This window comes from Nonomuraea sp. NPDC051298 (assembly GCF_055586305.1).
Genome location: NZ_JBVJIM010000011.1, coordinates 256,647 through 280,627, shown reverse-complemented (window position 1 = coordinate 280,627; position 23,981 = coordinate 256,647). Strand labels below are relative to the sequence as shown.

20 protein-coding genes are annotated in these 23,981 nt (G+C 73.0%); 7 read left to right on the top strand and 13 right to left on the bottom strand.

Annotated features, from left to right (window positions below; translation table 11 throughout):
• Positions 1-2: 2 nt before the first annotated feature.
• From ACZ6S0_RS29715 to zwf, 7 genes are all read right to left on the bottom strand, one after another.
• Positions 3-2,009 carry a protein kinase domain-containing protein gene (locus ACZ6S0_RS29715; RefSeq protein ID WP_465922601.1) on the bottom strand — a complete coding sequence of 669 codons (2,007 nt, stop codon included), beginning with the start codon at positions 2,007-2,009 and terminating at the stop codon, positions 3-5.
• 146 nt (positions 2,010-2,155) lie between these two features.
• Entirely contained in the window at positions 2,156-3,298 is a 1,143-nt protein-coding gene (locus ACZ6S0_RS29710) for a cytochrome P450 (protein ID WP_465922600.1), read from the bottom strand.
• Between the two features lie 166 nt (positions 3,299-3,464).
• A complete protein-coding gene (locus ACZ6S0_RS29705; protein WP_465922599.1) occupies positions 3,465-4,256 on the bottom strand; it encodes an IclR family transcriptional regulator in 792 nt (263 codons plus the stop codon).
• A gap of 144 nt (positions 4,257-4,400) precedes the next feature.
• Positions 4,401-5,012, bottom strand: a complete 612-nt coding sequence (eda, locus tag ACZ6S0_RS29700; RefSeq protein ID WP_344885798.1) for a bifunctional 4-hydroxy-2-oxoglutarate aldolase/2-dehydro-3-deoxy-phosphogluconate aldolase — start codon at positions 5,010-5,012, stop codon at positions 4,401-4,403.
• 152 nt (positions 5,013-5,164) lie between these two features.
• Positions 5,165-6,130 (bottom strand): glucokinase, encoded by a 966-nt coding sequence (glk, locus tag ACZ6S0_RS29695; RefSeq protein WP_465922598.1) that lies wholly within the window; start codon positions 6,128-6,130, stop codon positions 5,165-5,167.
• Positions 6,131-6,223: 93 nt separating this feature from the next.
• The gene (edd, locus tag ACZ6S0_RS29690; protein WP_465922597.1) at positions 6,224-8,167 is read right to left on the bottom strand and encodes a phosphogluconate dehydratase; all 1,944 of its coding nucleotides are present in this window, start codon (positions 8,165-8,167) and stop codon (positions 6,224-6,226) included.
• Entirely contained in the window at positions 8,164-9,564 is a 1,401-nt protein-coding gene (gene zwf, locus ACZ6S0_RS29685) for a glucose-6-phosphate dehydrogenase (protein WP_465922667.1), read from the bottom strand. The genes edd and zwf overlap by 4 nt, the downstream gene beginning before the upstream one ends.
• 277 nt (positions 9,565-9,841) lie before the next feature.
• Between zwf and ACZ6S0_RS29680 the strand changes: the two genes are divergently transcribed.
• Positions 9,842-11,062, top strand: a complete 1,221-nt coding sequence (locus ACZ6S0_RS29680) for an ROK family protein (RefSeq protein ID WP_465922596.1) — start codon at positions 9,842-9,844, stop codon at positions 11,060-11,062.
• Here ACZ6S0_RS29680 and ACZ6S0_RS29675 read toward each other — a convergent pair.
• A complete protein-coding gene (locus ACZ6S0_RS29675) occupies positions 11,059-12,633 on the bottom strand; it encodes an ABC-F family ATP-binding cassette domain-containing protein (protein ID WP_465922595.1) in 1,575 nt (524 codons plus the stop codon). The two genes, ACZ6S0_RS29680 and ACZ6S0_RS29675, sit on opposite strands and share 4 nt — an antisense overlap.
• A gap of 75 nt (positions 12,634-12,708) precedes the next feature.
• Between ACZ6S0_RS29675 and ACZ6S0_RS29670 the strand changes: the two genes are divergently transcribed.
• Entirely contained in the window at positions 12,709-13,374 is a 666-nt protein-coding gene (locus ACZ6S0_RS29670) for a TetR/AcrR family transcriptional regulator (protein WP_465922594.1), read from the top strand.
• 25 nt (positions 13,375-13,399) lie between these two features.
• On the opposite strand, the gene ACZ6S0_RS29665 is transcribed toward ACZ6S0_RS29670, so the two are convergent.
• A complete protein-coding gene (locus tag ACZ6S0_RS29665) occupies positions 13,400-14,101 on the bottom strand; it encodes a DUF2470 domain-containing protein (protein WP_465922593.1) in 702 nt (233 codons plus the stop codon).
• Positions 14,102-14,179: 78 nt separating this feature from the next.
• Here ACZ6S0_RS29665 and rpsD point away from each other — a divergent pair, with 78 nt between their 5' ends.
• Positions 14,180-14,794, top strand: a complete 615-nt coding sequence (gene rpsD, locus ACZ6S0_RS29660) for a 30S ribosomal protein S4 (protein WP_465922666.1) — start codon at positions 14,180-14,182, stop codon at positions 14,792-14,794.
• A gap of 24 nt (positions 14,795-14,818) precedes the next feature.
• On the opposite strand, the gene ACZ6S0_RS29655 is transcribed toward rpsD, so the two are convergent.
• Positions 14,819-15,745 (bottom strand): ion transporter, encoded by a 927-nt coding sequence (locus ACZ6S0_RS29655; protein ID WP_465922592.1) that lies wholly within the window; start codon positions 15,743-15,745, stop codon positions 14,819-14,821.
• 116 nt (positions 15,746-15,861) lie between these two features.
• Here ACZ6S0_RS29655 and ACZ6S0_RS29650 point away from each other — a divergent pair, with 116 nt between their 5' ends.
• Positions 15,862-16,176 carry a DUF4190 domain-containing protein gene (locus ACZ6S0_RS29650; RefSeq protein WP_465922591.1) on the top strand — a complete coding sequence of 105 codons (315 nt, stop codon included), beginning with the start codon at positions 15,862-15,864 and terminating at the stop codon, positions 16,174-16,176.
• Here the strand turns inward: ACZ6S0_RS29650 and ACZ6S0_RS29645 are convergent.
• A complete protein-coding gene (locus tag ACZ6S0_RS29645) occupies positions 16,099-16,815 on the bottom strand; it encodes a TetR/AcrR family transcriptional regulator (RefSeq protein WP_465922590.1) in 717 nt (238 codons plus the stop codon). The two genes, ACZ6S0_RS29650 and ACZ6S0_RS29645, sit on opposite strands and share 78 nt — an antisense overlap.
• Positions 16,816-16,882: 67 nt before the next feature.
• Between ACZ6S0_RS29645 and ACZ6S0_RS29640 the strand changes: the two genes are divergently transcribed.
• The 3 genes from ACZ6S0_RS29640 (at position 16,883) to ACZ6S0_RS29630 (ending at position 20,484) form a co-directional block, all read left to right on the top strand.
• Complete coding sequence (locus tag ACZ6S0_RS29640) at positions 16,883-17,638, top strand: ABC transporter ATP-binding protein (RefSeq protein WP_465922589.1); 756 nt, start codon at positions 16,883-16,885, stop codon at positions 17,636-17,638.
• Positions 17,638-18,363 (top strand): ABC transporter permease, encoded by a 726-nt coding sequence (locus ACZ6S0_RS29635; RefSeq protein ID WP_465922588.1) that lies wholly within the window; start codon positions 17,638-17,640, stop codon positions 18,361-18,363. The genes ACZ6S0_RS29640 and ACZ6S0_RS29635 overlap by 1 nt, the downstream gene beginning before the upstream one ends.
• Positions 18,364-18,444: 81 nt before the next feature.
• Positions 18,445-20,484, top strand: coding sequence for a spermine/spermidine synthase domain-containing protein (locus ACZ6S0_RS29630; RefSeq protein ID WP_465922587.1), 2,040 nt, complete (start codon positions 18,445-18,447; stop codon positions 20,482-20,484).
• Between the two features lie 51 nt (positions 20,485-20,535).
• Here ACZ6S0_RS29630 and ACZ6S0_RS29625 read toward each other — a convergent pair whose 3' ends face one another.
• Positions 20,536-22,629, bottom strand: a complete 2,094-nt coding sequence (locus tag ACZ6S0_RS29625) for an LCP family protein (RefSeq protein WP_465922586.1) — start codon at positions 22,627-22,629, stop codon at positions 20,536-20,538.
• 133 nt (positions 22,630-22,762) lie between these two features.
• Positions 22,763-23,842, bottom strand: a complete 1,080-nt coding sequence (locus tag ACZ6S0_RS29620) for a neutral zinc metallopeptidase (protein WP_465922585.1) — start codon at positions 23,840-23,842, stop codon at positions 22,763-22,765.
• Positions 23,843-23,981: the final 139 nt, after the last annotated feature.

Below are 23,981 nucleotides of genomic sequence, written 5' to 3'. Positions count from 1 at the left end.
GCCTAGCCCAGGTTGAGCCTGGCCCCGGCGCTCAGGCCGGAGTCGTGCACCTCGAGCCCCGCCGGCTCCAGGTTCTTCGGCAGCTCGAAGACCAGCGTGCCGGTGAACGAGCGGCCCGCCTCGATCCGGATCGGCATGATCTCCTTGCCCGCCTCGTCGAGCAGCCCGGTGCCGCCGTGCAGGGCGTCGTCCTCGTCGATCAGCTTCTGCTGGCCCGGGTAGAGCACCCTGGCCTCCGTGCCCACGTTGCTCACCTCGACGCCGACCCGGCACGTACGCTTCGTCGCCGCGCTGTCCGGCTTGGGGCACTTGGTGTCCGTGACGGCGAACCGCAGCTTGCCGTCCTGCACCGGCCCGTCCTCGCCGACGGCGGGGGACCTGAACAGCCAGCCCATCAGCGTGAGCAGGCCCACCATCACCAGGGCCGCGATGACCAGGGCGGTCAGGCAGCCCGTGAGCACGCGCCGCTTCGGCCGCGCGGGCGGGTAGCCCGGCAGCCGTCCCTGGCCGGTGACCGAGTGGTGCGGCAGCGGTCCCTGGCCCGTGTGGTGGGGGAGCGGCCCCTGCCCGGTCTGGTGCGGCGGCGGCATCCGCGCGCCGCCCGGCAGCGGGCCGGTGCGCTCGGCGGGCGGCGGCTGCCGCACGCGCGACGACGAGCCAGGCCCGGGCCCGGCGCGCTCGGCGGGCGGGGGCTGCCTCATCCGGCCAGTTGGCCCCGTACGTTCGGCAGGCGGGGGTTGCTGCATGCGGCCGGTCGGCCCCGTGCGCTCGGCGGGCGGCGGCTGCCCCATGCGGCCGGTCGGCCCGGTGCGTTCGGCAGGCGGGGGTTGCTGCATGCGGCCCGTCGGCCCCGTGCGCTCGGCGGGTGGCGGCTGCTGGGGGACGTGCGGCCCGCGCGGCGAACCCGGCGTCGGCCCGGTGCGCTCGGCCGGTGGCGGCTGGGGCAGCCGGGAGGCGCCAGGGGTGGGCCCGGTGCGCTCGGCGGGCGGTGGCTGGGGCAGGCGGGTGGAGCCGGTGCGTTCCGCGGGCGGCGGCCGGTGCCCCTCGGGGCGGCGCGGCGGCCCGGCGGGGCCGGGCACCTGGCCCGTGCGGTCGGGCGCGACCGGCGGCGGCATGAGCGGCCCGAACTCCGACGGGTTCCACGCGCTGGTCAGGTGCTTGGTGGCGGCGAGCTGGGCCGCCGGCTCGTCGGCCGCGCCCACCAGCTCCAGCAGGAGCTGCCGGGCCGCGGGCCGCCGCGCCGGGTCGGGGTGGATGGCCGTCGCGACCAGCCGGTCGAGGGGCGCGGGCAGCCCCCGCAGGTCGGGCGGCGCCTGCCGGGCCCTGGCCGCCATCACGTACGCGTCGCCCTCGCCGAACGGATGCCCGCCCAGCCCCGCGTACGCGATCAGCGACCCCCACGCGAACACGTCGCCCGCCGGGCTCGTCCGCCCCTCGAAGACCTGCTCGGGAGCGATCCAGCCAGGGGTGCCCATCACCATGCCGGCGTTGGTGTGCCGGGAGTCGACGTGCGTCGAGCGCGCCAGCCCGAAGTCGATCACCCGCGGCCCCGCCAGGGTCAGCATCACGTTGGCCGGTTTGAGGTCACGGTGCACCAGGCCCGCCGCGTGGATCGCGGTCAGCGCGGCGGCCACGCCCACGGCCGCCGAGTGCAGCACCGACGGCGACAGCGCGCCGTGCTCGATGAGGTGGTCCTCCAGGGAGATGCCGTCGATGTACTCGGTGACGAGGTAGAGGACGCCGTGGTCCTCGCCGTGGTCGAGCACCCGCGCCGTGCAGAACGAGGCCACCTTGCGCGCGTTGGACACCTCTTCGTGGAAGCGCGCCCGGTAGACGGGGTCGGCGGTGAAGTCGCGCCGGATCGCCTTGAGCGCCACCCGCGAGCCGTCGGCGCCCTTGGCGAGGTAGACCACCCCCATGCCACCGGAGCCGAGACGGCTGGCCAGCTCGTAGGGGCCGATCGCCGGCGGGTCATCCGGCTGGAGAGGAGTGCCTGCGGAGCGCCCCAACGTCGCCGTCCTCTCGCCGTCGTCATCCCGTCTCAACCCGAACCGTTCCTCCCGCCGGTTCGTCCCTGGCACCCGAACCGTTCCGCCGCCCGGCATCCCGTTTGTACCCCAAGACTCTAACGGAGGAAGGGCCTGCCCGTAGGCCACTAGCCCTGAGCAGGGTCGCGCCGCAGGGGGCGCATCGACACGCGCAGCCGGGTCAGGTCGATCGCCTGGGGCAGCGGACGGTGCGGCGACAGCAGCCGTCCGACCGGCTTGGGCCGGGCCGTGCGCAGGACGGCCGCCAGGAAGGCGGTGCCGACGGCGAGGGTGAGGTTCACGCCGTCACAGCCCGGCCGGGCCCACCACTCGTCGGCGGCGGTCCCGTCCAGCCAGATCTCGGGGGCGAACGTGTTCGCGTACGGCAGGCGCGGGCTGCGCTGGTGGGCGGCGACCGGCACGAGCACGGTGCTGCCCGCGGGCAGGGTGACGCCGTACCACTCGGTCTCGGCGGTCGTGACCCGCGACAGGGCCGGCACCGGCGGCCACAGGCGCAGGCCCTCGCGCAGGCAGGCCCGCAGGTAGTCGGGGTCGGCGCGGGCCGACTTGCGGTGGGGCGGGTGGGCGGCCAGCAGCGCCAGGGTCTGCGTCAGCCCTGCCGCGGTCGAGCCCAGCCCCATGAGCCAGAACGCCGCCTGCATGAGCCCGCGTGACTCGGGCTCCGGCGTCTCCGCGATCAGCCCGGCCAGGCTGCCCGGCTCGGCCCTGCGCAGGTGGTCGATGATGCGGGCGTCGTAGCGGCCCGAGAGGATCTCCTGTCGCCGCCTGGCCCGCCACCGCCCGGCCCGCATGACCCCCTCGAGCAGCCGGGTCAGCTCCTCGTCGCGGGCCGCGCCGTCGCCGTAGACGCAGCGCCTGGCCACGCGCTGCCAGCAGGAGTTCAGGCGGGCGTGGTCCAGCACGCCGCTGGTCACCTGCTCGGCCTCGGCCGTGGCGATCTCGATGAAGCGCGGGCGCAGCACGTCCGCGGACAGGTCGAAGGGGCGCTCGCAGAGCACCGGGCCGTAGGCGTCGTCGTCCTCGCTCAGCACCCGCAGGGCGTCGCGCTTGGACAGGACCAGCAGGACCTGGCCGCGCAGCCCGCGCACCAGCACGGGCCGGCCGCCGTAGCGGGATTCGAGGGTGGCCAGCAGCGTACGGGAGCGCAGCGGGTCGCGGCCGTACGCCGCGTGCGCGGCGCCCGGTGGCACGAGGACCCCCGTCAGGCGCAGGCTCTCCATCAGGGTGGCCCTGGGCAGTCCTCTGGGCACGTGCGACCTCCCGGGATCCGGCCGCCCACGCTCGGGTCCCCGCGGCGGACGGGACGTTCATGCCTCGATGTGATCGTCCCGGGAGGCGCGCCCGCAATCGGGGGTTTCGGCCAATGGAACACTTCCGGTCCCAAGATCGGTCGGTGTTCCGATGATCGGAACGCGGTCAGACGCCGAGGAGCATGGCCGAGATGGCCTGGGCGGCGCCGCGTACGGAGATGCCCAGCTTGGCCAGCGGCGCCTGATGGGCGGGCGCGGCCACGCCGAGCGACATGCAGACGCGCCCGCCGGGACCGAAGACGGGCGCGGCCACGCAGGCCACGCCCTCGGTGTACTCCTCCTGGGAGTAGGCGATGCCGTGCCTGCGGACCTGGGCCAGCTCGCGCTCCAGCGCGGCCAGGCCGGTGATCGTACGGCGCGTCATCCGCTCGAACGTTCCGCGTGCCAGCAGCTCCTGGCGCAGCCTCGGGTCGAAGGCCAGCAGCGCCTTGCCGGTCGCCGTGCAGTGCAGCGGAGCCCGGTCGTGCCCGTCGGAGCGCGAGCCGACCCGGTTGTGGCCGTACAGGCGTTCGACGTAGCGGGCCTCCAGGCCCGAGGGGACGGCCAGGTTCACCGTCTGCCTGGTGGTCTCGTACAGGTAGAGCAGGTACGGGAGCACCGCCTTGCGCGTGCCGGGCACGCGGGCCCTGGTGATGCCCGCCATCGACTCCAGCAGCTCGCCCGGCAGGTACCCGTTGCCCACCCGCCGGGCCAGCTCGCGCGAGCACAGCACGCCCAGGATCCGGTGCGCGGTGGACTTGGGCAGGCCGGTGACGCGGCAGAGCTGCGACAGCGTGACCGGGCGCGAGGCGGCGCTGAGCGCGAGAAGGAGGTCGATCCCGCGCTCGAGGCTGCCCGGCTGGGACGCGGGGCGCTCGTCCGCCAGGGGCTGTGCTTGACTGACCGTTTCCGTCGGCATCAATGTCCCTTTCGCTCTCCGAGGAGCGAAAGGGGCTTCCCGGGGCTGCGGTTTTACATGTCCTGGCGTACCCGGCTGCCGCGTGGTGATACACGCTCAGTGAGGAGCGGTGATCTCCGTGTGCGCGGAGATCGCTCTCCCGGGTCAGCGCAGGGCCGCGGCCTCGGCTGCGAGCTTCTCCACGCGCCCCCAGTCGCCCGCGGCCAGCGCGTCGGCCGGGGTGAGCCAGGTGCCGCCGACGCAGCCCACGTTCGGCAGCGCCAGGTAGTCGGGGGCGGTGTTCACGCGGATGCCGCCGGTCGGGCAGAAGCGCAGGTCGGGCAGCGGCCCGGCCAGCGACTTCAGGTACGGCACGCCGCCCGCCGCCTCGGCGGGGAAGAACTTCAGCTCCTTGATCCCCCGCTCGGCCAGCGCCATCGCCTCGGACACGGTGGCCACCCCCGGCAGGTACGGGACCCCGCTGGAGTCGAGCGCCTCGACCAGCGACAGCGTCGTGCCCGGCGAGACCAGGAACCTGGCCCCGGCCGCGACGGACCCCGCGATGTCGTCGGTCGTCCGGATCGTGCCCGCGCCCACCACGGCCTCGGGCACCTCGTCGGCGATCCTGGCGATGGCCTCACGCGCGGCCGGGGTGCGCAGGGTGACCTCGATGACCGGCAGACCCCCGGCCACCAGCGCGCGGGCCAGCGGGACTGCCGTCGAGGCGTCCTCGATCACCACGACGGGGATCACTGGGGCGAGATCGAGCAAGCTCATGGATTCCTTCTCCTCATCGGCCCTCTGCGAGGCCGCATCGTCGGCCCCGTTCGAGGCCCCTCGTCGGCCTCGTCGCGAGGCCGGGTCGTCACGCGGTGGTCGCGCGGGGGTCGCGCGGCCGTCCCTGTGCTCGGCACGGCCGCGCGCCGCGCTCAGCCCACCAGCTCCCTGCGGGCGCGCCGGCTCAGCCAGGCGGCCGCGCCCGTCATGCCCGGCTGCGGCGCGACGATCAGCACGGTGCCGATCCCCGCGAGGTAGGCGGCCATGTCGGGATTGGACTCGAACCGCGTACGGAAGCCACTGGTGCGCACACGTTCCACGATACGGGGCAGCACTCCGCCGGCCAGGTACACCCCTCCACGGGCACCCAGGGTCAGCGCCACGTTCCCGGCGAAGCCCCCCAGCATCCCGCAGAACAGCTCGATCGTCTCCGCGCACAACGAGTCGTCGACCCGCGCCACGATGTCGGAGGCGCTCAGGTCGGGGGCGCCGACGCCGTTCACCAGGGCGAGCGCCCGGTGCAGCCGCACCAGGCCGGGCCCCGACAGCACGTGCTCGGCCACCACGTGCGCGAGCCCCTGCTCCCGCAGCGCCCGGACGACCTCGAACTCCCGCGGCTCGACGACCGGCACCGTCACGTGCCCGCCCTCGCCGGGGATCGGGGACCAGCCGTCGTCGACCGGCACCAGCCCGCCCACGCCGAGCCCGGTGCCCGGCCCGAGCACCGCCTTGACCCCGTGCGCGGGCGCGGGCCCGCCCAGGGACACCAGGTCGTCGCCCTCCAGGTGGGGCAGCGACACGGCCAGCGCCTCGAAGTCGTTGAGCAGGCGGGCGTACGGGATGCCCAGCTCGCGTACGGAGCCGGCCCACGCGGAGTTCGTCAGCCGGTAGTCGTCGCCCTCGACGGGACCGGCCAGCGCCAGGCAGGCCGCCCCCGGCCGTACGCCGCCCGCGTGTTCGGCGAGATAGGCGGCCACGGCCTCGGGGAGGGTCGCGTAGTCGGCCCCGGCCAGCACCGCGACGTGGGACGGGCGCGCTCCGAGCGAGGTGACCAGGCCGAACCGGGCGTTGGTCCCCCCGATGTCGGCGACGAGCCAGGGAAGGTCAAAGGCACTCACGCATACCTCCGGACGGACGCCTGGCACCGTGCCGGGCACCGTACTGAGCACTGTAGTGAGCCTCCAAGTGACACCGTCGTGCCTGGGGTCCGCTCACCGGGCGAGCCCGGCGGGCCGCGCGCCGACCGGCGTGCCCGTCTCCAGGTGCGAGGCGCCGGCCTCCACGGGGAACCCCAGCCCCGGGCCGTGGTCCGGCGACTCTGCGCCGCTCACCCCGAAGATGCCCGCGCCCTGCTCGGCGTGCCCGGCCATCCTGCGGAAGGTGGCGAACAGCTCGCGGCCGGTGCCGACCCACTGCGCGTCGCTCAGCGGGCGGCCCTCGGGGGAGCGCCCGGCCAGCACCTCGGCGGGCACCAGCAGCTCAAGGGTGCCCGCCGCCGAGTCGAGCCTGATCACGTCGCCCTCGCGGACCAGCGCGATCGGACCGCCGTCGGAGGCCTCGGGCGACAGGTGGATGGCCGCGGGAACCTTGCCGGACGCGCCCGACATGCGGCCGTCGGTGACGATCGCCACCCGCTGCCCCCTGTCGAGCAGCACGGCCAGCGGCGGCGTGAGCTTGTGCAGCTCCGGCATGCCGTTCGCGCTCGGGCCCTGGTAGCGGATGACCGCCACGAAGTCCTGCCCGTCCAGCTCGCCCGCCTCGAACGCCTTCAGCAGGTCGAGCTGGTCGTCGAAGACCTTGGCCGGAGCCTCGATCACCAGGTGCTCGGGCTTGACCGCCGAGACCTTGCTGACCGCGCGGCCGAGGTTGCCCTCGAGCATGTGGATGCCGCCGTCGGCCGAGAACGGGGCGGAGACCGGCCGCAGCACGTCCAGGTCCTGGCTGCCGCCGGTCAAGGGCGCCCAGACCAGCTCGCCGTCCACCAGCTCCGGCGCCTGCCGGTAGCGGCCGAGGCCGGGGCCGGCCACCGTCATGACGTCGTCGTGCAGCAGCCCCTCGTCGAGCAGGTCGCCGATGAGCACCTGCATGCCGCCGGCGTCGCGGAAGTGGTTCACGTCCGCCTCGCCGTTGGGGTAGATCTTGGTCAGCGACGGCACGACCCGTGACAGGCAGGCGAGGTCGTCCCAGGTCAGTACGATGCCGGCGGCGGCGGCCATGGCCACCAGGTGCAGCGTGTGGTTCGTGGAGCCGCCGGTGGCCAGCAGCGCGACGCAGGCGTTCACGATCGACCGCTCGTCGACCAGCTCGCCGATCGGCGTGTACTCCGCGCCGTGCGCGGTGATCTCCACCGCCCGGCGGCCGGCCGCCTCGGTGAGGGCGTGGCGCAGCTCGGTGTGCGGGTTGACGAACGTCGAGCCGGGCAGGTGCAGGCCCATGACCTCCATGAGCGCCTGGTTGGAGTTCGCGGTGCCGTAGAAGGTGCAGGTGCCGGGGGAGTGGTACGACCTGGCCTCGGCGTCGAGCAGCTCGACCCTGCCGACCTTGCCCTCGGCGAAGAGCTGCCGGGTGCGCGCCTTGACCTTGTTCGGCAGGCCCGAGGTCATCGGCCCGGCCGGTACGAAGATCGCGGGCAGGTGCCCGAAGTGCAGCGCCCCGATGAACAGTCCGGGCACGATCTTGTCGCACACGCCCAGCAGCAGGGAGGCGTCGAACATGTCGTGCGACAGCGCGATCGCGGCGGCCATGGCGATCACGTCGCGGCTGTAGAGCGACAGCTCCATGCCGGCCCGGCCCTGCGTGATGCCGTCGCACATCGCGGGAACGCCGCCCGCCACCTGCGCCACGCCCCCGGCCGCGCGCACGGCCGCCTTCAGCTCCCCGGGGTACGTCTCGTACGGCTGGTGCGCGGACAGCATGTCGTTGTAGCTGGTCACGATGGCCACGCCGGGCTTGGCCGCGGCGCGCAGCGCCGGCTTGTCCTCCGCGGGGGCGCCCGCGAAGCCGTGCGCGAGGTTCGCGCAGCCGAGGTGGGCGCGGGCGGGACCCTTGGCCCTGGCCGCCTCGCCGTCGCGCCGGATCCGCGTCAGGTAGGCGGCCCGGCTGGCAGCGCTCCGCTCGGCGATGCGGTCGGTGATCTCCTGGATGACGGGGTTCACAGTTCCTCCTCGTGCCACGCGCGACCGCTGCGGCCGAGCAGTTCGTGGGCTCCGGCGGGGCCGGTGGTTCCTGCGGGGTAGGGCTCGGGCAGGGCGGGATCGGCCGACCAGGCGTCCAGGATCGGGTCGATCCAGCGCCAGGCCGCCTCGACCTCGTCACGGCGCATGAACAGCGTCGGGTTCCCGGCCAGCACGTCGGTCAGCAGCCGCTCGTACGCCTCGGGCACCCGCGCCGTGAACGTCTTGCCGAAGCTCAGCGACAGCGGCACCGGCTTCAGCGACACCTCGCCCGCGCCCGGCTCCTTGGCCATGATGTGCAGCTCGATGCCCTCCTCGGGCTGCAGCCGCAGCACGAGCCGGTTCGGCGTGCCGCCGGGGTAGATGGAGTGCGGCACGTCCTTGAACTGCACCACGATCTCCGAGCGCCGGTACGGCATCCGCTTGCCCGTACGCAGGTAGAACGGCACTCCCGCCCACCGCCAGTTCTTGACCTCGGCCCGGATCGCGGTGAACGTCTCCACCCGCCGCGACGCCTCGGTGGGCGCCGTGGAGGCGGGCTCGTCGAGGTAGCCCGGCATGTCGCCGGCCGCGGTGTACTGGCCGCGCACGGTGAACCGGCCGACCTCGCCGCCGGTGATCGGGCGCAGCGCCTGGAGCACCTTGACCTTCTCATCGCGGATGGCCTCGCGGTCGTTGCGGGCCGGCGGCTCCATCGCGGTCAGCGTCAGGAGCTGGAGCAGGTGGTTCTGCACCATGTCGCGCAGCGCGCCCGCGTGGTCGTAGTACCCGCGCCGGCCCGGCGTGCCGACGGTCTCGGCGGCGGTGATCTGGACGTGGTCGATCCACAGGGAGTTCCAGATCGGCTCCAGGAAGGCGTTGGCGAAGCGCAGCACCAGCAGGTTCTGGACGGTCTCCTTGCCCAGGTAGTGGTCGATCCGGAAGATCTGGCGCTCGTCGAAGATGGCCCCGACCTCGTCGTTGATGCGCTGCGCGCTGGGCAGGTTGTGGCCGAGCGGCTTCTCCAGCACCACCCGCGAGCGCGGGGTCACCAGGCCGGCGTCCTGCAGCTCGCGGCAGAAGGGGCCGAACGTCCTGGGCGGGCTGGCCAGGTAGAAGACCCGGTCGCGCTGCTCGTGCCCCGCCAGGAGCCGGGTCAGGGTGCTCCAGCCGGACCGGTTCTCGCCTCCGACGTCCACCGAGACGTGGTGCAGGCGCTCCAGGAAGCGCTGCCACTCGGCCGGGTCGTCGACCGGGACCTGGCCGCGGACCTCGGCGTCCACCTTGCCGCGGAAGTCGGCGTCGGTCAGCCCGCCCCGGGACATGGCGATGACGCGGGTCTCCGGCGCGAGCCGGCCCTCCCGGTCGCTGTGGTAGAGCGCAGGGAGCAGCTTGCGCATGGACAGGTCGCCGGTGCCGCCGAACACGACGAGGTCGGCGCTGTGCCGGACAGCGGAGGCCGCGGCGGAGGCGGCAGGCGCGGTGGGCACGGCGGGCGCGGTGGAGGTGGCGGGTGCGGCGGACGTGGTGGACACGGTGAGGGGCTCCGATGATCTACCAAGCAAGGACAGAACGGACACTATCGAGAGTTTGGGTCCTATACAAGCAGAGTTTTGGCACGCGAGATAAAAAAGTCTCGACTTTTCATTACGTAACCCCGTGTGGTTCACTTAGCCGATGCCACGACGTACCGCCGCCGCGCTCGCCACGAGTGGCGAGGTGCTCCGCCTCATCCGCACCGGAGAGGCCGTGACGCGGGCCGACCTCGGCCGGGTGACCGGCCTGTCGCGCCCCGCGGTGCAGTTGCGCGTCGGCGAGCTGCTGGAGCGCGGCCTGGTCGTGGAGCGCACCGACGCCCCCTCCACGGGCGGGCGGCCGCCGGTCCGGCTGGAGTTCAACGCCGCGGGCGGCGTGGTGCTCGTCGCGGCGCTCGGCGCCAGCCGCACCCGGGTCGCCGTGTGCGACCTGGCCGGGAGCGAGCTGGCCGGCCGCGAGTTCACGATGGACGTGGAGGAGGGGCCCGACGTCGTGCTGCCCCTGCTCATGGACACCTGGGACGAGCTGCTCGGCGACCGGCCGCGCTCGATGATCAGGGGTGTCGGGATGGGCGTGCCGGCCACGGTCGAGTTCGCCCAGGGCCGTACGGAGAGCGCCCGCGTCATGGCCTCCTGGACCGGCGTGGTGATCCCCCCGCGCATCCACGAGCGCTTCCCCGTGCCGGTGCTCGTGGACAACGACGTCAACGTGCTGGCCATCGGCGAGCACCGGGGCGCCTACCCCGACCTGGACGACCTGATGTTCGTGAAGATCTCCACGCGCATCGGCGCGGGCGTGATCGCCGGTGGCGGCATCCTGCGCGGCGCGCTCGGGGCGGCGGGCGAGATCGGCCACATCCCCGTGCTCGACGGGGGCGGCGTGCTGTGCCGCTGCGGCAACCTCGACTGCGTCGACTCGGTCGCCAGCGGCACCGCGCTGCTGCGCGACCTGCGGGCGCTCGGCAAGGACGTCAAGACCATCGGTGACGTGACGGCGCTGGTGCGTGCGGGCGACGCCGAGACGATGGCCACCGTGCGCGAGGCCGGCCGGCGGATCGGGGAGGTGCTGGCCGGGGCGGTCAACATCCTCAACCCGTCGGTGGTCGTCCTGGGCGGCGACGTGGCGGAGGCGTTCGGGCCGCTCGTGTCGAGCATCCGCGAGGTCGTCTACCGCCGCTCCACGGCCCTGGCGACCCGGCGGCTGCGCATCGAGCCGAGCCGCCTGAGGGCCGGGGCGGGCATCAGCGGGTGCGCGGTGATGGTGCTGGACCACGTGCTGTCACCCGAGGCCGTGGACGACGCCGTGGCCGAGAGCATGACGCTCACCCCCCTGAGCCGCGCCGCCTCGACCCGGGCGGGTTAGAGGTCCCAGTGGGGTTCGCCGCTCTCCCGCACCACCCCGTCCGCGCCGAAGATCAGGTATCGGTCGAGGTCGTCGGCGAACCACCGGTCGTGCGTGACGGCCAGCACCGTCCCCTCGAACCCGCCGAGCCCCCGCTGCAACGCCTCCGCGCTGGCCAGGTCGAGGTTGTCGGTCGGCTCGTCGAGCAGCAGCAGCGTCGCCCCCGACAGCTCGAGCAGCAGGATCTGCAGCCTCGCCTGCTGCCCGCCCGACAGCGTCTCGAACGGCTGCCCGCCCGCCGGGGCCAGCTCGTAGCGGGCCAGCGCCGCCATCGCCTCGTTGCGGGTCATCGCGTGCTCGCGCATCACCACCTCGGCCACGAGCCTTCCCTGCAGGTCGGGCCGCAGGTGCGTCTGGGCGAACCGGCCGGGGGAGACCCGGGCGCCCAGGCGGGCCAGGCCCCGGTGCGCGATCGGCTCGCCGGCCAGCAGGCGCAGGAAGTGCGACTTGCCGGTGCCGTTCATGCCGAGCACGCCGACGCGCTCGCCGTACCAGATCTCGGTGGAGAACGGCCGTAGCAGCCCGGTCAGCTCCAGGTCCGCGCAGACGACCGCCCGCTTGCCGGTGCGCCCGCCGCGCAGCCGCATGCGGACGTTCTGCTCCTTGGGCGCGCGTTCCGGCGGCCCCGCCCGCTCGAAGCGCTCCAGCCGCGTCACCGCCGACTGGTACGCCCCCGCCAGCGCGTCGTTGCCGGCCGAGCGCTGCCGCAGCGTGTGCACCAGCCGCCGCAGCCGGGCCCGCTCCTCCTCCCAGCGCTGCCGCCGCTCCTCCAGCCGCTCCTTGCGCTGCCTGCGCGCCTCGGCGTAGCTCGCGAACCCGCCGCCGTGCACCCACACGCCCCGCCCCTCGACGGTGACGACGCGATCGGCGGCCTCGGCCAGCAGCCGCCGGTCGTGCGAGACGAGCAGCACGGTCTTGGCCGAGGCCCTGATCGCGCGTTCGAGCCACTGCTTGGCGCGGACGTCGAGGTAGTTGTCGGGCTCGTCGAGCAGCAGCACCTCGTCGGGGCCGCGCAGCAGCGCCTCCAGCATGAGCCGCTTCTGCTCACCGCCCGACAGCGTGGCCAGGCTCCGGTCCTTGATCCGCTCGTACGGCAGGCCCAGCGCCTCGGTGGCGCACACGTCCCAGACGACCTCCAGCTCGTAGCCGCCCGCGTCGGCGTAGTCGGCGATGGCCTGGGCGTAGCCGAGCTGGTGCGGCTCGTCGTCGCACGCGGCCAGGGCCGCCTCGGCCCGCTCCAGCGCCGTGAGGGCCTCGCGGGCCCGGCGCGGGGCCACGTTCACGAGCAGGTCGCGCACGGTCCCCTCGCCGAGGAACTGCCGCATGACCCCGATCCCGCCCCCGACCGTGATCCGCCCGTCCATCGGCGTCAGCTCGCCGGCGATCAGGCGCAGCAGCGTGGTCTTGCCCGCGCCGTTCGGCCCCACCAGCGCGGCCTTGGCGCCCTCGCCCACCTTGAACGACACCTCCAGCAGCAACGGCCGCCCGTCCGGCAGCAGGTACGTCACCCCGCTCACGTCGACGTGTCCCATGAGGCCCTCCTCCTCGACCAACGTTCTACTTACTAGACCATCGATCCGGTCATCCGTACAACGTATTATTCCGAGGTGGACACCGTGTGGTCGCGCCCCCAGCGGGCGCCCAGGCAGACGCTGACGCTCGACCGGATCGTCGAGGAGGCGCTGGCGCTGCTCGACGAGGAGGGCGTCGGCCGCCTGACCATGCGCCGGCTGGCCGAACGCCTCGGCACGGGCTCGACCACGCTCTACTGGCACGTCAAGACCAAGGACGACGTCCTGGACCTGGCCCTCGACGCGATCTTCCAGGAGGTCCGCGTGCCACGCGGCGAGGCGGACGCGGGCGGGCCGGAGGGCGACTGGCGGGTGCGGGTGCGCGGGCTCATGCGCGGCTGGCGCGCGACCCTGCTCCGGCACCCGTGGTCGGCCACGCTCCTCGACCGGCCGCTCCTGGGGCCGAACGCGCTGGAGCGCACGGAGTTCCTCTACCAGACGCTGACGGCCGCCGGGTTCGGTGCGCCGAAGGCGGCGGCGTACAGTCTGTCCAACTATGTGATGGGCTCGGTCATCATGCAGGTGACCTGGGAGGGGCGCGGCGAGACGGGCGCGGGGGTGTTCCTGGGCGAGCACGCCGGCCGCTACCCCGCCCTCGCCGAGCACGGCCTCGACCACGAGTGGGACACCACGTTCGACGAGGGCCTCGGCTACCTCCTCGACGGGATGGCCCGCTCGCGCGCACCGCGCAACGACGCCTGACCGGCGGCGCGCGGCCGCTCGGGGCTCAGCAGGCGCAGAGCAGCCCGCGCAGCGCCGTCTCCAGGCACAGGCTCGAACGCGCGGGCGTCGGCCACGGGAAGCGCACGAGCGACTCGTCCACCCGTACCGTCGCCCCGAACCGGTCCAGCTCCCACAGCCACACCTCGTCGGCCCGCTCACCGAGCTGCCGCGCCACCCCGGCCGCGAGCTGCGGGCGGTGCGAGGCGTTGACGTGGGCCAGCGCCCGTTCGGCCGTGTCCGTCAGCGGGTCGGGCGCCGCCGCCAGGTAGTCGTCGGCGTCCAGGAGCCCCGACTCCTGTCCCGTCAGGTACACGACCTGTCCCACGTCGAGTCGCAGCAGCCGGGGCGCGTCCGGCCGGCCGAACCGTTCCAGCGCCTCGAACAGGCTCTCGTCCGCGCAGTGCGCGGCCACCGCCACCGCCGCCGAGCGCGCCTCGGCCTCCGGTACGGCCTCCGCCCAGCCCTGCACCTCGATCAGCCCTCGCGGGTGCGTCACGGAGCCCAGTTGCCGCATCGCCGTCAGGTTCACCGCCACGACGGCGTCCTCGCGCAGGCCGTGCAGCGCCTCGCCGGGACGTACCAGCAGCACCGGCCGCCCGCGCGGGTCCACCCCGCCCCGGGCGGGGGAGGGCGCGCCGTCGACGGAGAGCTTGGCGACGTCGGCGGTCGCGGCGAGGGTGCGGACCCGCTCGGGGATCGGCAACATGGGCGCCTCCTTGAGGGCGACGGCAGTGATAGGTTAGCCTTGCCTAAGTAAGGATTACCTAATCACATCGAGGTGAACGTGCGCTACACCGGTCCGAAGGTGCGACTGTCGCGTCGCGCGGGCGTGCCGCTGACCAGGAAAGCCGTCCGCTACTTCGAGCAGCGCCCCTATCCGCCGGGCGAGCACGGCCGCAAGACCAACCGCCGCAACACCGGCGACTACGGGCTGCGGCTGATGGAGAAGCAGAAGCTGCGCTGGTACTACGACGTGTCGGAGCGGCAGCTCCGCCGCTACTGGGACCTCGCCGTACGCAAGTCGGGCGCCTCCGGCGCCGAGCTGGTCACGATCCTGGAGAGCCGCCTGGCCTCGCTCGTGCTGCGCGCCGGCCTGGCCCCGTCGATCTACGCCGCCCGGCAGTACGTCAACCACGGCCACATCGCCGTCGACGGCCGCAAGGTGGACATCCCCAGCTACCTGGTCAAGCCCGGCCAGGTGGTGACGGTACGCGAGCGCTCCCGCCGCATGCAGCCCTTCGTGGCGGCGGCCGAGGGCGTCCACGCCGACGAGCGGACGGCGGCGTACCTGTCGGTCGAGCTGCCGGACCTGCGTTTCACGCTGACCCGCCGGCCGGAGCGAGCGGAGATCGCCATCCCCGTGGACGAGCAGCTCGTGGTGGAGCACTACTCCCGGTAGTTGCGGTGGGGCGGTGGGGGCCGGTCAGGTCGCGCGGCGGGCCCGGCCGCCCGATCGGCCCCGCTTGTTCCGCGCGCCGCCGGTGGCCGTCGCCGGCGGCGCCTCCGCGCGGAGCCCGCGCAGCTCGGCGACCTCCTTGCGCAGCTCGGCCAGCTCGTCCAGGATCCGCTGCGCCTGCCCCGCCGAGTCCTCCAGCACGCGCCGGGCCTGGTCGGCGGAGTCCGCCAGCGCGAGCTGGGCCTGGTGCGTGGAGCTCTCCATCGCGGCCCGCTCCTCGGCGTTCTCCTCGTCCATCGCGCTCACCACGACGGCGAGGAAGAGGTTGAGCACCACGAAGGTGCACACCAGGATGAACGTCGCGAAGAAGATCCAGGCCGTGGGGTGCCGGGTCATCACCTCACGGGCGATGTTGCCCCAGTCGTCGCCGGTCATCGTCTGGTAGAGGGTGAACAGCGAGGTCGGCAGGCTGCCGAAGCGGTCGGGCGCGGTCTCGCCGTAGAGCTTGGTGGCCATGACGGCGGCCACGTACAGCACCAGCGACAGCAGCACGACGATCGAGCTCATCCCCGGCATCGCCCGCAGCAGCGCCGAGACCACGCGGCGCAGGCTCGGCACGACCGACAGCAGCCGCAGCACGCGCAGGATACGCAGGGAGCGCAGCACCGACAGGCCGCCCGTGGTGGAGGCGAAGGCGACGCCGACGATGAGGGTGTCGAAGAGGTTCCAGGGGTCGCGCGGGAAGGCGGTGCGCTCGACGTACAGCTTGGCGGCCAGCTCGGCGGCGAAGATGTAGAGCGCGACGTGGTCGACCACGGTCAGCAGGGTGCCGTGGCGCTCCACGACGGCCGGGAAGGTCTCGAGGCCGAGGGTGGCCGCGTTGATCAGGATGACGGCGATGATGAACCGCTGGAAGTGCCGGTGGGAGAGGAAGTCGCGGGTGCGTTCACGCACGGGGGCAGGCTCCTAAGGCATGGATCTTGTGCCCCACCATGATGACGCAACATGATCAAGCAGGAGACTGTGGTATAAAATCGCACCTGCCCCCAAAGAGAGGGAGCCGAGCGACGGTGTCCTACCCCAACTACGGCCCCGGCCCCTACGGCCAGGCCCCGCAGAGCCACCCCAACGGCACCACGATCCTCGTGCTGGGCATCCTCAGCCTGGTGGTGTGCACCTTCATCGGCCCCTTCGCGTGGTCGATGGGCAACAAGGCACTGCGCGAGATCGACGCCAGCGGCCATTACTACGACAACCGCGGCCACATCCAGGCCGGGCGCATCTGCGGCATCGTCAGCTCGGCGCTGCTAATCCTCACGCTCGTCCTCGTCGCGCTCGGGCTCACGGCCGGCATCATCGGCGCCGCCTCGGAGGGCGGCTACTAGGGTCGCGGCGGGGCCTCCCCACGCCCCCAGCCCCGCCTCCAGCAGGTCGAACGCCTGCTCCGCCTGCGTCCTGAGCAGCGGCGCGACGCGCTCCCACGGCTCGCCGGCCAGCAGCATCGCCACAGCGTGCTCGGTCAGGATGCGCGTGGTGCCCAGCAGGTACGCCGCCGCCATCTCCGGCGCGAGGTCGTCGGCGTCGGCGCCGAACTCGTCGGCCAGCGCCCGCGCCAGCGCGCGCTCCCGCCCGACGCCGACCTCGCGCATCCGGGCGACCAGCGCGGGGCTGTCGTTGACGATCCTGGCGAACACGTCGTTGCCCGCGTTGAGGCCGTGACGCCAGTCGCGGGTGTCGATCGCGTCGAGGTAGTCGCGCCGGAACGCGCGTACCACGCTCTCTCCCGGCCGCCGCTCCCGCAGCACCCGCACCGGCAGGTCGATCGCCACCTCCTGCCGGTCGGCGAAGAGGTCCTCCTTGGTGCTGAAGTAGTTGAACACCGTGTTGACCGACACGTCGGCGGCCTGCGCCACCTCGGCCACCGTCACGTTGTCGAAGCCCCTGGCCATGAACAGGCCCGTCGCGATGTCCGAGATGCGCTCCCTCGTCTCGCGCTTCTTCCGCTCCCGCAGGCCCTCTCGCATGCCGCCCATCGTACCAAGTTTGCAGTGACTCCAAAATTGTGGTTACTTAAATTTTGGAGGCGATAAAATGATCAAGACTTCGGGTCTGGGCAAGACCTTCAAGGACGGCGCGGAAGCCGTCAGAGGCGTCGACCTTTCTGTGGCGCCCGGCGAGATCGTCGGGTTCCTCGGTCCGAACGGCGCCGGCAAGACCACGACCATGCGCATGCTGACGACCCTGCTGCGCCCCACCGCCGGCACCGCCACGGTGGCCGGCCACGACCTGCTCGCCGAGCCGAGGCAGGTGCGGCGGCGCATCGGCTACGTCGCCCAGGGCGGCGGCGTGCCGTCCTTCACCCCGGCCAAGGGCGAGCTGGAGCTGCAGGGCCTGCTGTACGGCCTGAGCCGCCCCGTGGTCGCCGCCAGGATGGAGGAGGTCCTGGCCGCCCTCGACCTCACCGGGCAGGAGACCAAGGCCCCCGCCACGCTCTCCGGCGGCCGGCGCCGCCGCCTCGACCTCGCGTTCGCGCTGCTGCACCACCCGGTGCTGCTCTTCCTCGACGAACCCACCACCGGCCTCGACCCGCAGAGCCGGGCCGGCCTGTGGGACCACATCCGCGCCCTGCGCGCCGACCGGGGGATGACCGTGTTCCTGACCACCCACTACCTCGACGAGGCCGACGCGCTCTGCGACCGGGTGCTGATCATCGACCACGGCCGCATCGTGGCCGAGGGCGCCCCGGCCGAGCTGAAGACCGGTGGCCGCACGCTCGACGACGTCTTCCTCGACCTCACCGGCAGGTCGCTGCGCGAGGAGAGCGCCGCGCCGGGAACGGGGGCCTGATGCCGCGCGACACCTGGGTGCTGTTCCGCCACGGCGTGCGCACCACGCTCCAGCAGAAGGTGGGCGTCGTCTTCGGCGCGATCCAGCCGCTGCTGTTCCTGGTGCTGTTCGGGCCGATCTTCGCCACGTTCGGCGCCTGGGAGACGCTGGTGCCCGGCCTCATCGTCCAGCTCGGCCTGATGAGCGCGGGGATGGCCGGCTTCGGGATCGTCTTCGAGAAGCGCACGGGCGTGCTGGAGCGGCTGCGCGTCACCCCGGCCAGCCGCCTGGCGCTGCTGCTCGGACGGGTGCTCGACAACGTCGTGACGCTGGCCGTCCAGACGGCGCTGCTGCTCGCCGTGGCCTTCGCCTTCGGCCTGCGCGCTCCCGCGCTCGGGCTGGCCGGCGGGTTCGTGCTCGTCATGGTGCTCGGGGCGAGCCTGGCCGCGCTGTCGTACGCGATCGCGCTCACCATCGACGAGCAGCTCTTCCCGCCGGTGATGACCACGGCGGTGGTGCCGCTGGTCCTGCTGTCCGGCTCGTTCCTGCCGATGTCGATGGCGCCCGGCTGGCTCGACGGCCTCTCCCGCCTCAGCCCGTTCCGTTACGTGCTGGAGGCCCTGCGCGACCTCTTCCACGGCCGCTACGCGACCGGCACCGTGGGCGTCGGCGTGGCGGTCACCGTGGTGTTCGCGGCGGTGTCGCTGGCGATCGGGACGCGCGTCTTCAACCGGGAGCACGCCTAGCGACGAGGGCGCCGGCGGACGTCATTTCTTCCGGGCGGCGAGACTTCCCTGTTCTCGCTCGGTTCACTACGGTGAGGCGTTATGACGCTCCAGGCGCAGAAGCCGGTCGGTGACGGGGAGAAGGCACACTGGCTGGCGGTGCGGCCGAGGCTCGTGCTCGCCAGCGCCTTCATGCTCTTCCTCGAACTCGCGCTGATCCGGTGGACCGGATCCAACATCGTCCACCTCAGCTACTTCACCAACTTCGTGCTGCTCGGCTCCTTCCTCGGGATCGGGCTCGGCTTCCTGCGCGTGGGGCGCTCGCGGCGGCAGCCGTACTACTCGCCCGTCGTGCTCGCGGTGCTGGTCATCGTCGTGCTGCTGTTCCCGGTCACCGTCGACCGCAACACCGAGGGCGTCCTGTACTGGACGAGCCTGTCCACCAGCGGGCCGCCCGCCTGGGCGATCCTGCCGGTGATCTTCTGCGCCGCCGCCGTCGTGCTCATGGGCCCCGCCGAGCTGGTCGGACGCTGCTTCCCCGAGCTGCCCCGCCTGGAGGCGTACCGCTACGACCTGATCGGCAGCCTCACCGGCATCGCGGCGTTCACCGCGCTGTCCTTCCTGAGCGCGCCGCCGGTCTTCTGGGGGCTGATCGCCGCCGTCTGCTACGCGCTGCTGCTGGTGCCCCGGCCGCGTTCGCTGTACGTGGGGCTCGTCGTCGTGCCCGCCCTGGGCGTGGTCGGGCTGCTGCTGACCGAGACGCTCACCGCCGGGGCCATCTGGTCGCCGTACTACAAGGTCACCACCAAGCAGCTCACGCAGCTCGGCGTCCCCGTCACCGACATCGCGGTCAACGGCATCCCGCACCAGCAGGCCGTGCCCGCCGCCGCTCGCCTGCAATGGGAGGCCCAGTACGGCCTGCCGTACGAACGCACCACCAAGCCGCCCAAAGACGTGCTCATCGTCGGCGCGGGCAGCGGCACCGACGTGGCCATCGCCCTGTCGAAGGGGGCCACCCGCGTCGACGCCGTGGAGATCGACCCCAAGCTGCGCGAACTGGGCGGCTCGACGCACCCCGACCGCCCCTACGACGACCCGCGCGTCACCACCCACGTCACCGACGGGCGCGCCTTCCTGGAGCGCACCGCCGCCAAGTACGACCTCATCCTCTTCGCGCTGCCCGACTCGCTCACCCTCGTCTCCGGCGCCAGCTCGCTGCGCCTGGAGAGCTACCTGTTCACCGAGGAGGCCATGCGGGCCGCCCGCGACCACCTCAGGCCGGGCGGCACGTTCTCGATGTACAACTACTACCGGGAGAGCTGGCTGGTCGACCGCCTGGCCTCGACCATGCAGAACGCCTTCGGCCACAAGCCGTGCGTCGACGTCGTCAGCACCGCGGGCCAGCAGGCCGTGATCACCGCCGGGCTGTCCGCCGCCGACCAGCGCTGCGCCGCCGAGTGGCCGGGCGCCGCCGCCGGCACCCCCGAGCCCGCGGGCGACGACCGGCCGTTCCTCTACCTGAAGGACGCCACGATCCCGCCGATCTACATCATCACGCTCACCCTGATCCTCATCGTCAGCCTGCTCGCGGTGCGCGTCGTGGCCGGTCCCTACCAGCGGATGCGCCCGTACGCGGACCTGTTCCTGCTGGGCGTGGGCTTCATGCTGCTGGAGACCAAGAGCGTGACCGGGTTCGCGCTGCTGTTCGGCACCACGTGGGTGGTCAACGCGATCGTCTTCGCCGGGGTGCTCGTCGCGGTGCTCGCCGCCGTCGAGGTGACCCGCCGCTTCCGCACGCCGCCGCTGCCGGTCATGTACGGCGTGCTGTTCGCGGGCCTGCTGCTGGCCTGGCTCGTGCCGAACGAGTGGCTGCTGTCGCTGCCGTTGCCGGTGCGCGCGGTGGCGGCCGTGACGGTGGCGTTCCTGCCGATCTTCGCCGCGAACGTGGTCTTCGCCAAGCGCTTCGCCGAGACCGCCGACGCCACCACGTCCTTCGGCGCGAACCTGCTGGGCGCCATGGTCGGCGGGTGCCTGGAGTACGCGGCACTGGTGATCGGCTACAAGGGCCTGCTCATCGTGGCGGCCGTCATCTACGTCGGGGCCCTGGCGCTGCTGCCGAGGAAGAACTCGGCGCTGGTGTGACGCCGAGCCCGTTCCGCGGGGTTTTCGCGGCCGGTCAGCGGCCGCAGAGGGTCAGAGGCCGCAGAGGTCGTCGATGGCCTGGGAGTTCTGGGTGGGCGTCTGCGTCGGACGGCGCTGGGTGGACGTCTGCGCGGACGGCTGAGCGGGCTTCTGCGCCTGCGCCGCCGTGGGCGTCGTCGTGGGCGTCGGCGGCGTGGCGCGGGCGCCGCTGGGGGAGGCGCTCACGTTCGCGGTCTGGGCGCGGCGCGGGCGCGTCGAGTCGCTGATCGCCTTCTTCGTCGCCTGGCGGATCTTCGCCCAGTCGGGGCGGCCCGAGTAGAACTCCGGCGGCACGAACTGCAGACTGGTGATCTTGGCGTCCTTGACCTTGACGCCCAGTTCGAGCAGCGGCGGCAGCAGGTCACGCGGGATGTTCGTCTCGGCCAGCCGCTTGGCCGCCCCGGCGATCTGCTCGAACCGGGAGAGGATCACGGTGGGCGTGGCCTGCTGGGCGAAGGCGCCGATGACGCAGCGCTGGCGGGCCATGCGGGAGAAGTCGTCGCTGCCGACGCGCGAACGGCCGTACCAGAGGGCCTGCTCGCCCGTCAGCTTGCGGTAGCCCGCCTTGATCGTGCCCGCCGTGCCGTACAGGCCGCCCCACTTGACGTCCTGCTCCACGCGGATCTTGAGGCCGCCGATGGCGTCCACGAGGTCGGCGAAGCCGTACATGTTCATCAGCATGTAGTAGTCGATGTCCAGGCCGAGCGTGTGGCCGATGGCGTCCATCAGGGCCTGCGGGCCCTTGTTCTTGCCGCCCATGATCTGCGGGTTGTCGTTGGCGTACTGCCAGACCTCGTTGAGCAGGCCGCCGTTGGGCAGTTCGGCCATGAAGCCGTGCGGGAACTGCTTGTGCAGCGGGGAACCGGCCGGGAAGCGTACGTGCTGGAGGTTGCGCGGCAGGCTGAACAGGACGGTGGCGCCGGTCTTGAGGTCGACGCTGGCCACGTTCATGCTGTCGGTACGCACGCCGGTGCGGTTGCCCGCCGCGTCACCGCCGATGAGCAGGAAGTTCACCCGGTCCTTGTCGCCCCACGGGTTCTCGGGGTCCTGGCCCACCTGGGGGACGCCGGGCTCCGGAGTGGAGCGGAAGATGCTGCCGATCGTGTCGCGCGCGGCCAGCACCTTGCTGGTGGCCAGCGCGAACGGCGACATGACCGCCACGCACAACACGCCCACCACGATGCCGGTCACCACCTGGCCCTGCTGGTGCAGCCTGCTGGGGCCGAGCGCCACGTACGAGGACACCACCACCGCGAACCAGGCCAGCGCGCACACCGACGCGACCACGATCACCGTGACCAGCACGCCGTCCCGGGCGAGCAGTGCGGCGTTCGACAGGTCGCCGAGCACGCTCAGGCCGTAGGCCAGGACCGCCAGCAGCAGCATCGCGTACAGGCTGACCAGCACCAGGCCGGTGCGGCGGCGCCCGGCCCGCAGGTGGGCGGCGCCGGGGACGAGGGCGGACAGGGCCGTCCAGCCCAGGACCGAGCCGGTCGTGAGCGGCTTGGCGAACCGCGGCGCGCCCTGCCCGGAGCCCCGTCCCGAGCCCCGTCCCGAGTCCGGTCCGGAGTTCGGGCGGGAGCCTCGTCCCGAGTCCGGCCCGGAGTTCGGGCGGGAGCCTCGCCCTGAGTCGGGTCCGGAGTCGGGCCGGGAGCCTCGCCCTGAGCCCGGCCCTGAGTCGGGCCCGGAGTCCGGCCGGGCGTCGCGGGCCCCCGTGGGTTTCGCGGGCCGCCTGGCGGGCCTCGTGGCACGCTCTCCGGAGCCCGGGGCGGCCGCCTCACGCGGTCCGGAGCCCGGTGTGGTGCTCCTGCGCGGCCGGGGCCGCGCGGAGGCCGCGTCGGGCGCTCCGGAATCCGGGGAGGCCGCGCGGGGTGAGGCGGAGTCCGGGGTGGGCGTGGCGTCAGGCGCGGCCCCCGCGCCGGGCGCGGAACCGGCCGGGCCGGGAGCGGGCTCGCCGGACGACCGGGGCGACCGGGAGGGCCGGGGCGAGCGGGACGCGGGCTTGGCCGCCGTGCCGGAGCCGGGGTCGGTGGACGAGCGGGATCGTCGCGTGGGGCGCCGTTTCCTGCCTTCTGGCACGGGTTCATCCCCATCGCGATTGCTCACACCTGGCTCCTTATATGCCTTACCAGGAGAAACCTGGTATTTGCCCACAAAGGCAGAAGATTGCCAGGAGTCTAGTCCCCTTATATGGACAACAGGGACATGTGCTCAAGCTGAGATGAACGTCCCACGTCCATCAGGAGACCGTCGAAGAGGGCGCCAGCCACGTGTTGCACTGGTACGCCTTGTTCCGCTCCCACCCCTGCCGGAACCACCGGTTGTTGTTGACCGGCTTGCCGTGGTCGCGCGGCCAGCCGGGATAGTCGCCCACCTGCGCGTAGAACGCGAACAGCCGGCCGCGATCGGCCGTGCTCACCGGGTACGACGACGCCACCGACCGCATCCACATGCCGCCGAAGCAGGTGGCCTGCAACTCCAGGCGCCGGCTCAGCGCCAGCTTGCCGCTCTGGCTGCCGGAGTCGAGGGTCGAGCGCCACCACGAGTCCATCAGGCCGGTGATGTTCTGGACGTGGTGGCCGTACTCGTGGGCCATCATGCTGATGATGCCGCCGTGCCACGAGATGATCTGGCCGTACCCGCGGGCGTTGCCGTTGCCCCTGGCCATGGCCGAGGTGGAGGCGTAGATGGTGTTGTTGCGCGGGCAGTAGTACGGCACGATGCTCCCCGCCGACGGATAGTCGCCGCACGCGCCCCTGCCCCGTCCGGACGCGATGGCGTAGCCGGGCGGGCTGAACCGGATGCCCTGCTTGTCCAGGATCGGCTGCCAGGCCCGGTCCATGCACTTGCCGGTCTTCAGGATCAGCGCCTTGAGCTGGCTGTGGCTGTGAATGCTGGCGTTGCCCGCCCGGCAGTTGTGCCGGGGCAGCGTGCCGGCCCTGTACATGGTGTTGTTCTTCAGGCTCGTGTCGAGCGTGACCGTGGTCTCGGGCTCCTCCGGCTGCCGGGTCGGCTCCTGGGTCGGCTGCCGGGTGGGCTCGTCGGTCTCCCGGTCCGAGGGCTCGTCGGACGGGTCGTCGGAGGGCCGGTCCGAGTGGCGGTCGTGGGGGTCGTCCGACGCTTCGTACGTCGGGATCGCGAGCGGCGTCGAGGTGTCCGAGCCCGCCGCCCGGTCGATCAGCACCGCCCCGACGACGATCAGCACGAAGAGCGCCGCCAGCGACCCGAACACGACACCGAGCACCCCGCCGACGCCCATCCCCTGCTTCCTGCGCGGCTGCGGCTGCCACTGCCGCCCCGGCATGGGCGGTGGCGGCATGGGCGGCGGTGGCGGAGGCGGCGGCTGCCGGTAGGGCTGACCGTGCGGCCCCTGGGGCCCATGCGGCCCGGGAGGTCGCTGTGGCCCGTGCGGCCCATGGGGCGGCGGCGGGTAGGGCCCCTGCGGATGAGCCGGCGCG

Coding starts and splice junctions, on each gene's coding strand:
- ACZ6S0_RS29705 (WP_465922599.1), bottom strand. CDS start 4,256: ATGCCGACGGAAACGGTCAGTCAAGCACAGCCCCTGGCGGACGAGCGC.
- eda (WP_344885798.1), bottom strand. CDS start 5,012: ATGAGCTTGCTCGATCTCGCCCCAGTGATCCCCGTCGTGGTGATCGAG.
- zwf (WP_465922667.1), bottom strand. CDS start 9,564: ATGCGCAAGCTGCTCCCTGCGCTCTACCACAGCGACCGGGAGGGCCGG.
- ACZ6S0_RS29680 (WP_465922596.1), top strand. CDS start 9,842: ATGCCACGACGTACCGCCGCCGCGCTCGCCACGAGTGGCGAGGTGCTC.
- ACZ6S0_RS29675 (WP_465922595.1), bottom strand. CDS start 12,633: ATGGGACACGTCGACGTGAGCGGGGTGACGTACCTGCTGCCGGACGGG.
- ACZ6S0_RS29665 (WP_465922593.1), bottom strand. CDS start 14,101: ATGTTGCCGATCCCCGAGCGGGTCCGCACCCTCGCCGCGACCGCCGAC.
- ACZ6S0_RS29645 (WP_465922590.1), bottom strand. CDS start 16,815: ATGCGAGAGGGCCTGCGGGAGCGGAAGAAGCGCGAGACGAGGGAGCGC.
- ACZ6S0_RS29640 (WP_465922589.1), top strand. CDS start 16,883: ATGATCAAGACTTCGGGTCTGGGCAAGACCTTCAAGGACGGCGCGGAA.
- ACZ6S0_RS29635 (WP_465922588.1), top strand. CDS start 17,638: ATGCCGCGCGACACCTGGGTGCTGTTCCGCCACGGCGTGCGCACCACG.
- ACZ6S0_RS29630 (WP_465922587.1), top strand. CDS start 18,445: ATGACGCTCCAGGCGCAGAAGCCGGTCGGTGACGGGGAGAAGGCACAC.
- ACZ6S0_RS29620 (WP_465922585.1), bottom strand. CDS start 23,842: ATGCCGCCACCGCCCATGCCGGGGCGGCAGTGGCAGCCGCAGCCGCGC.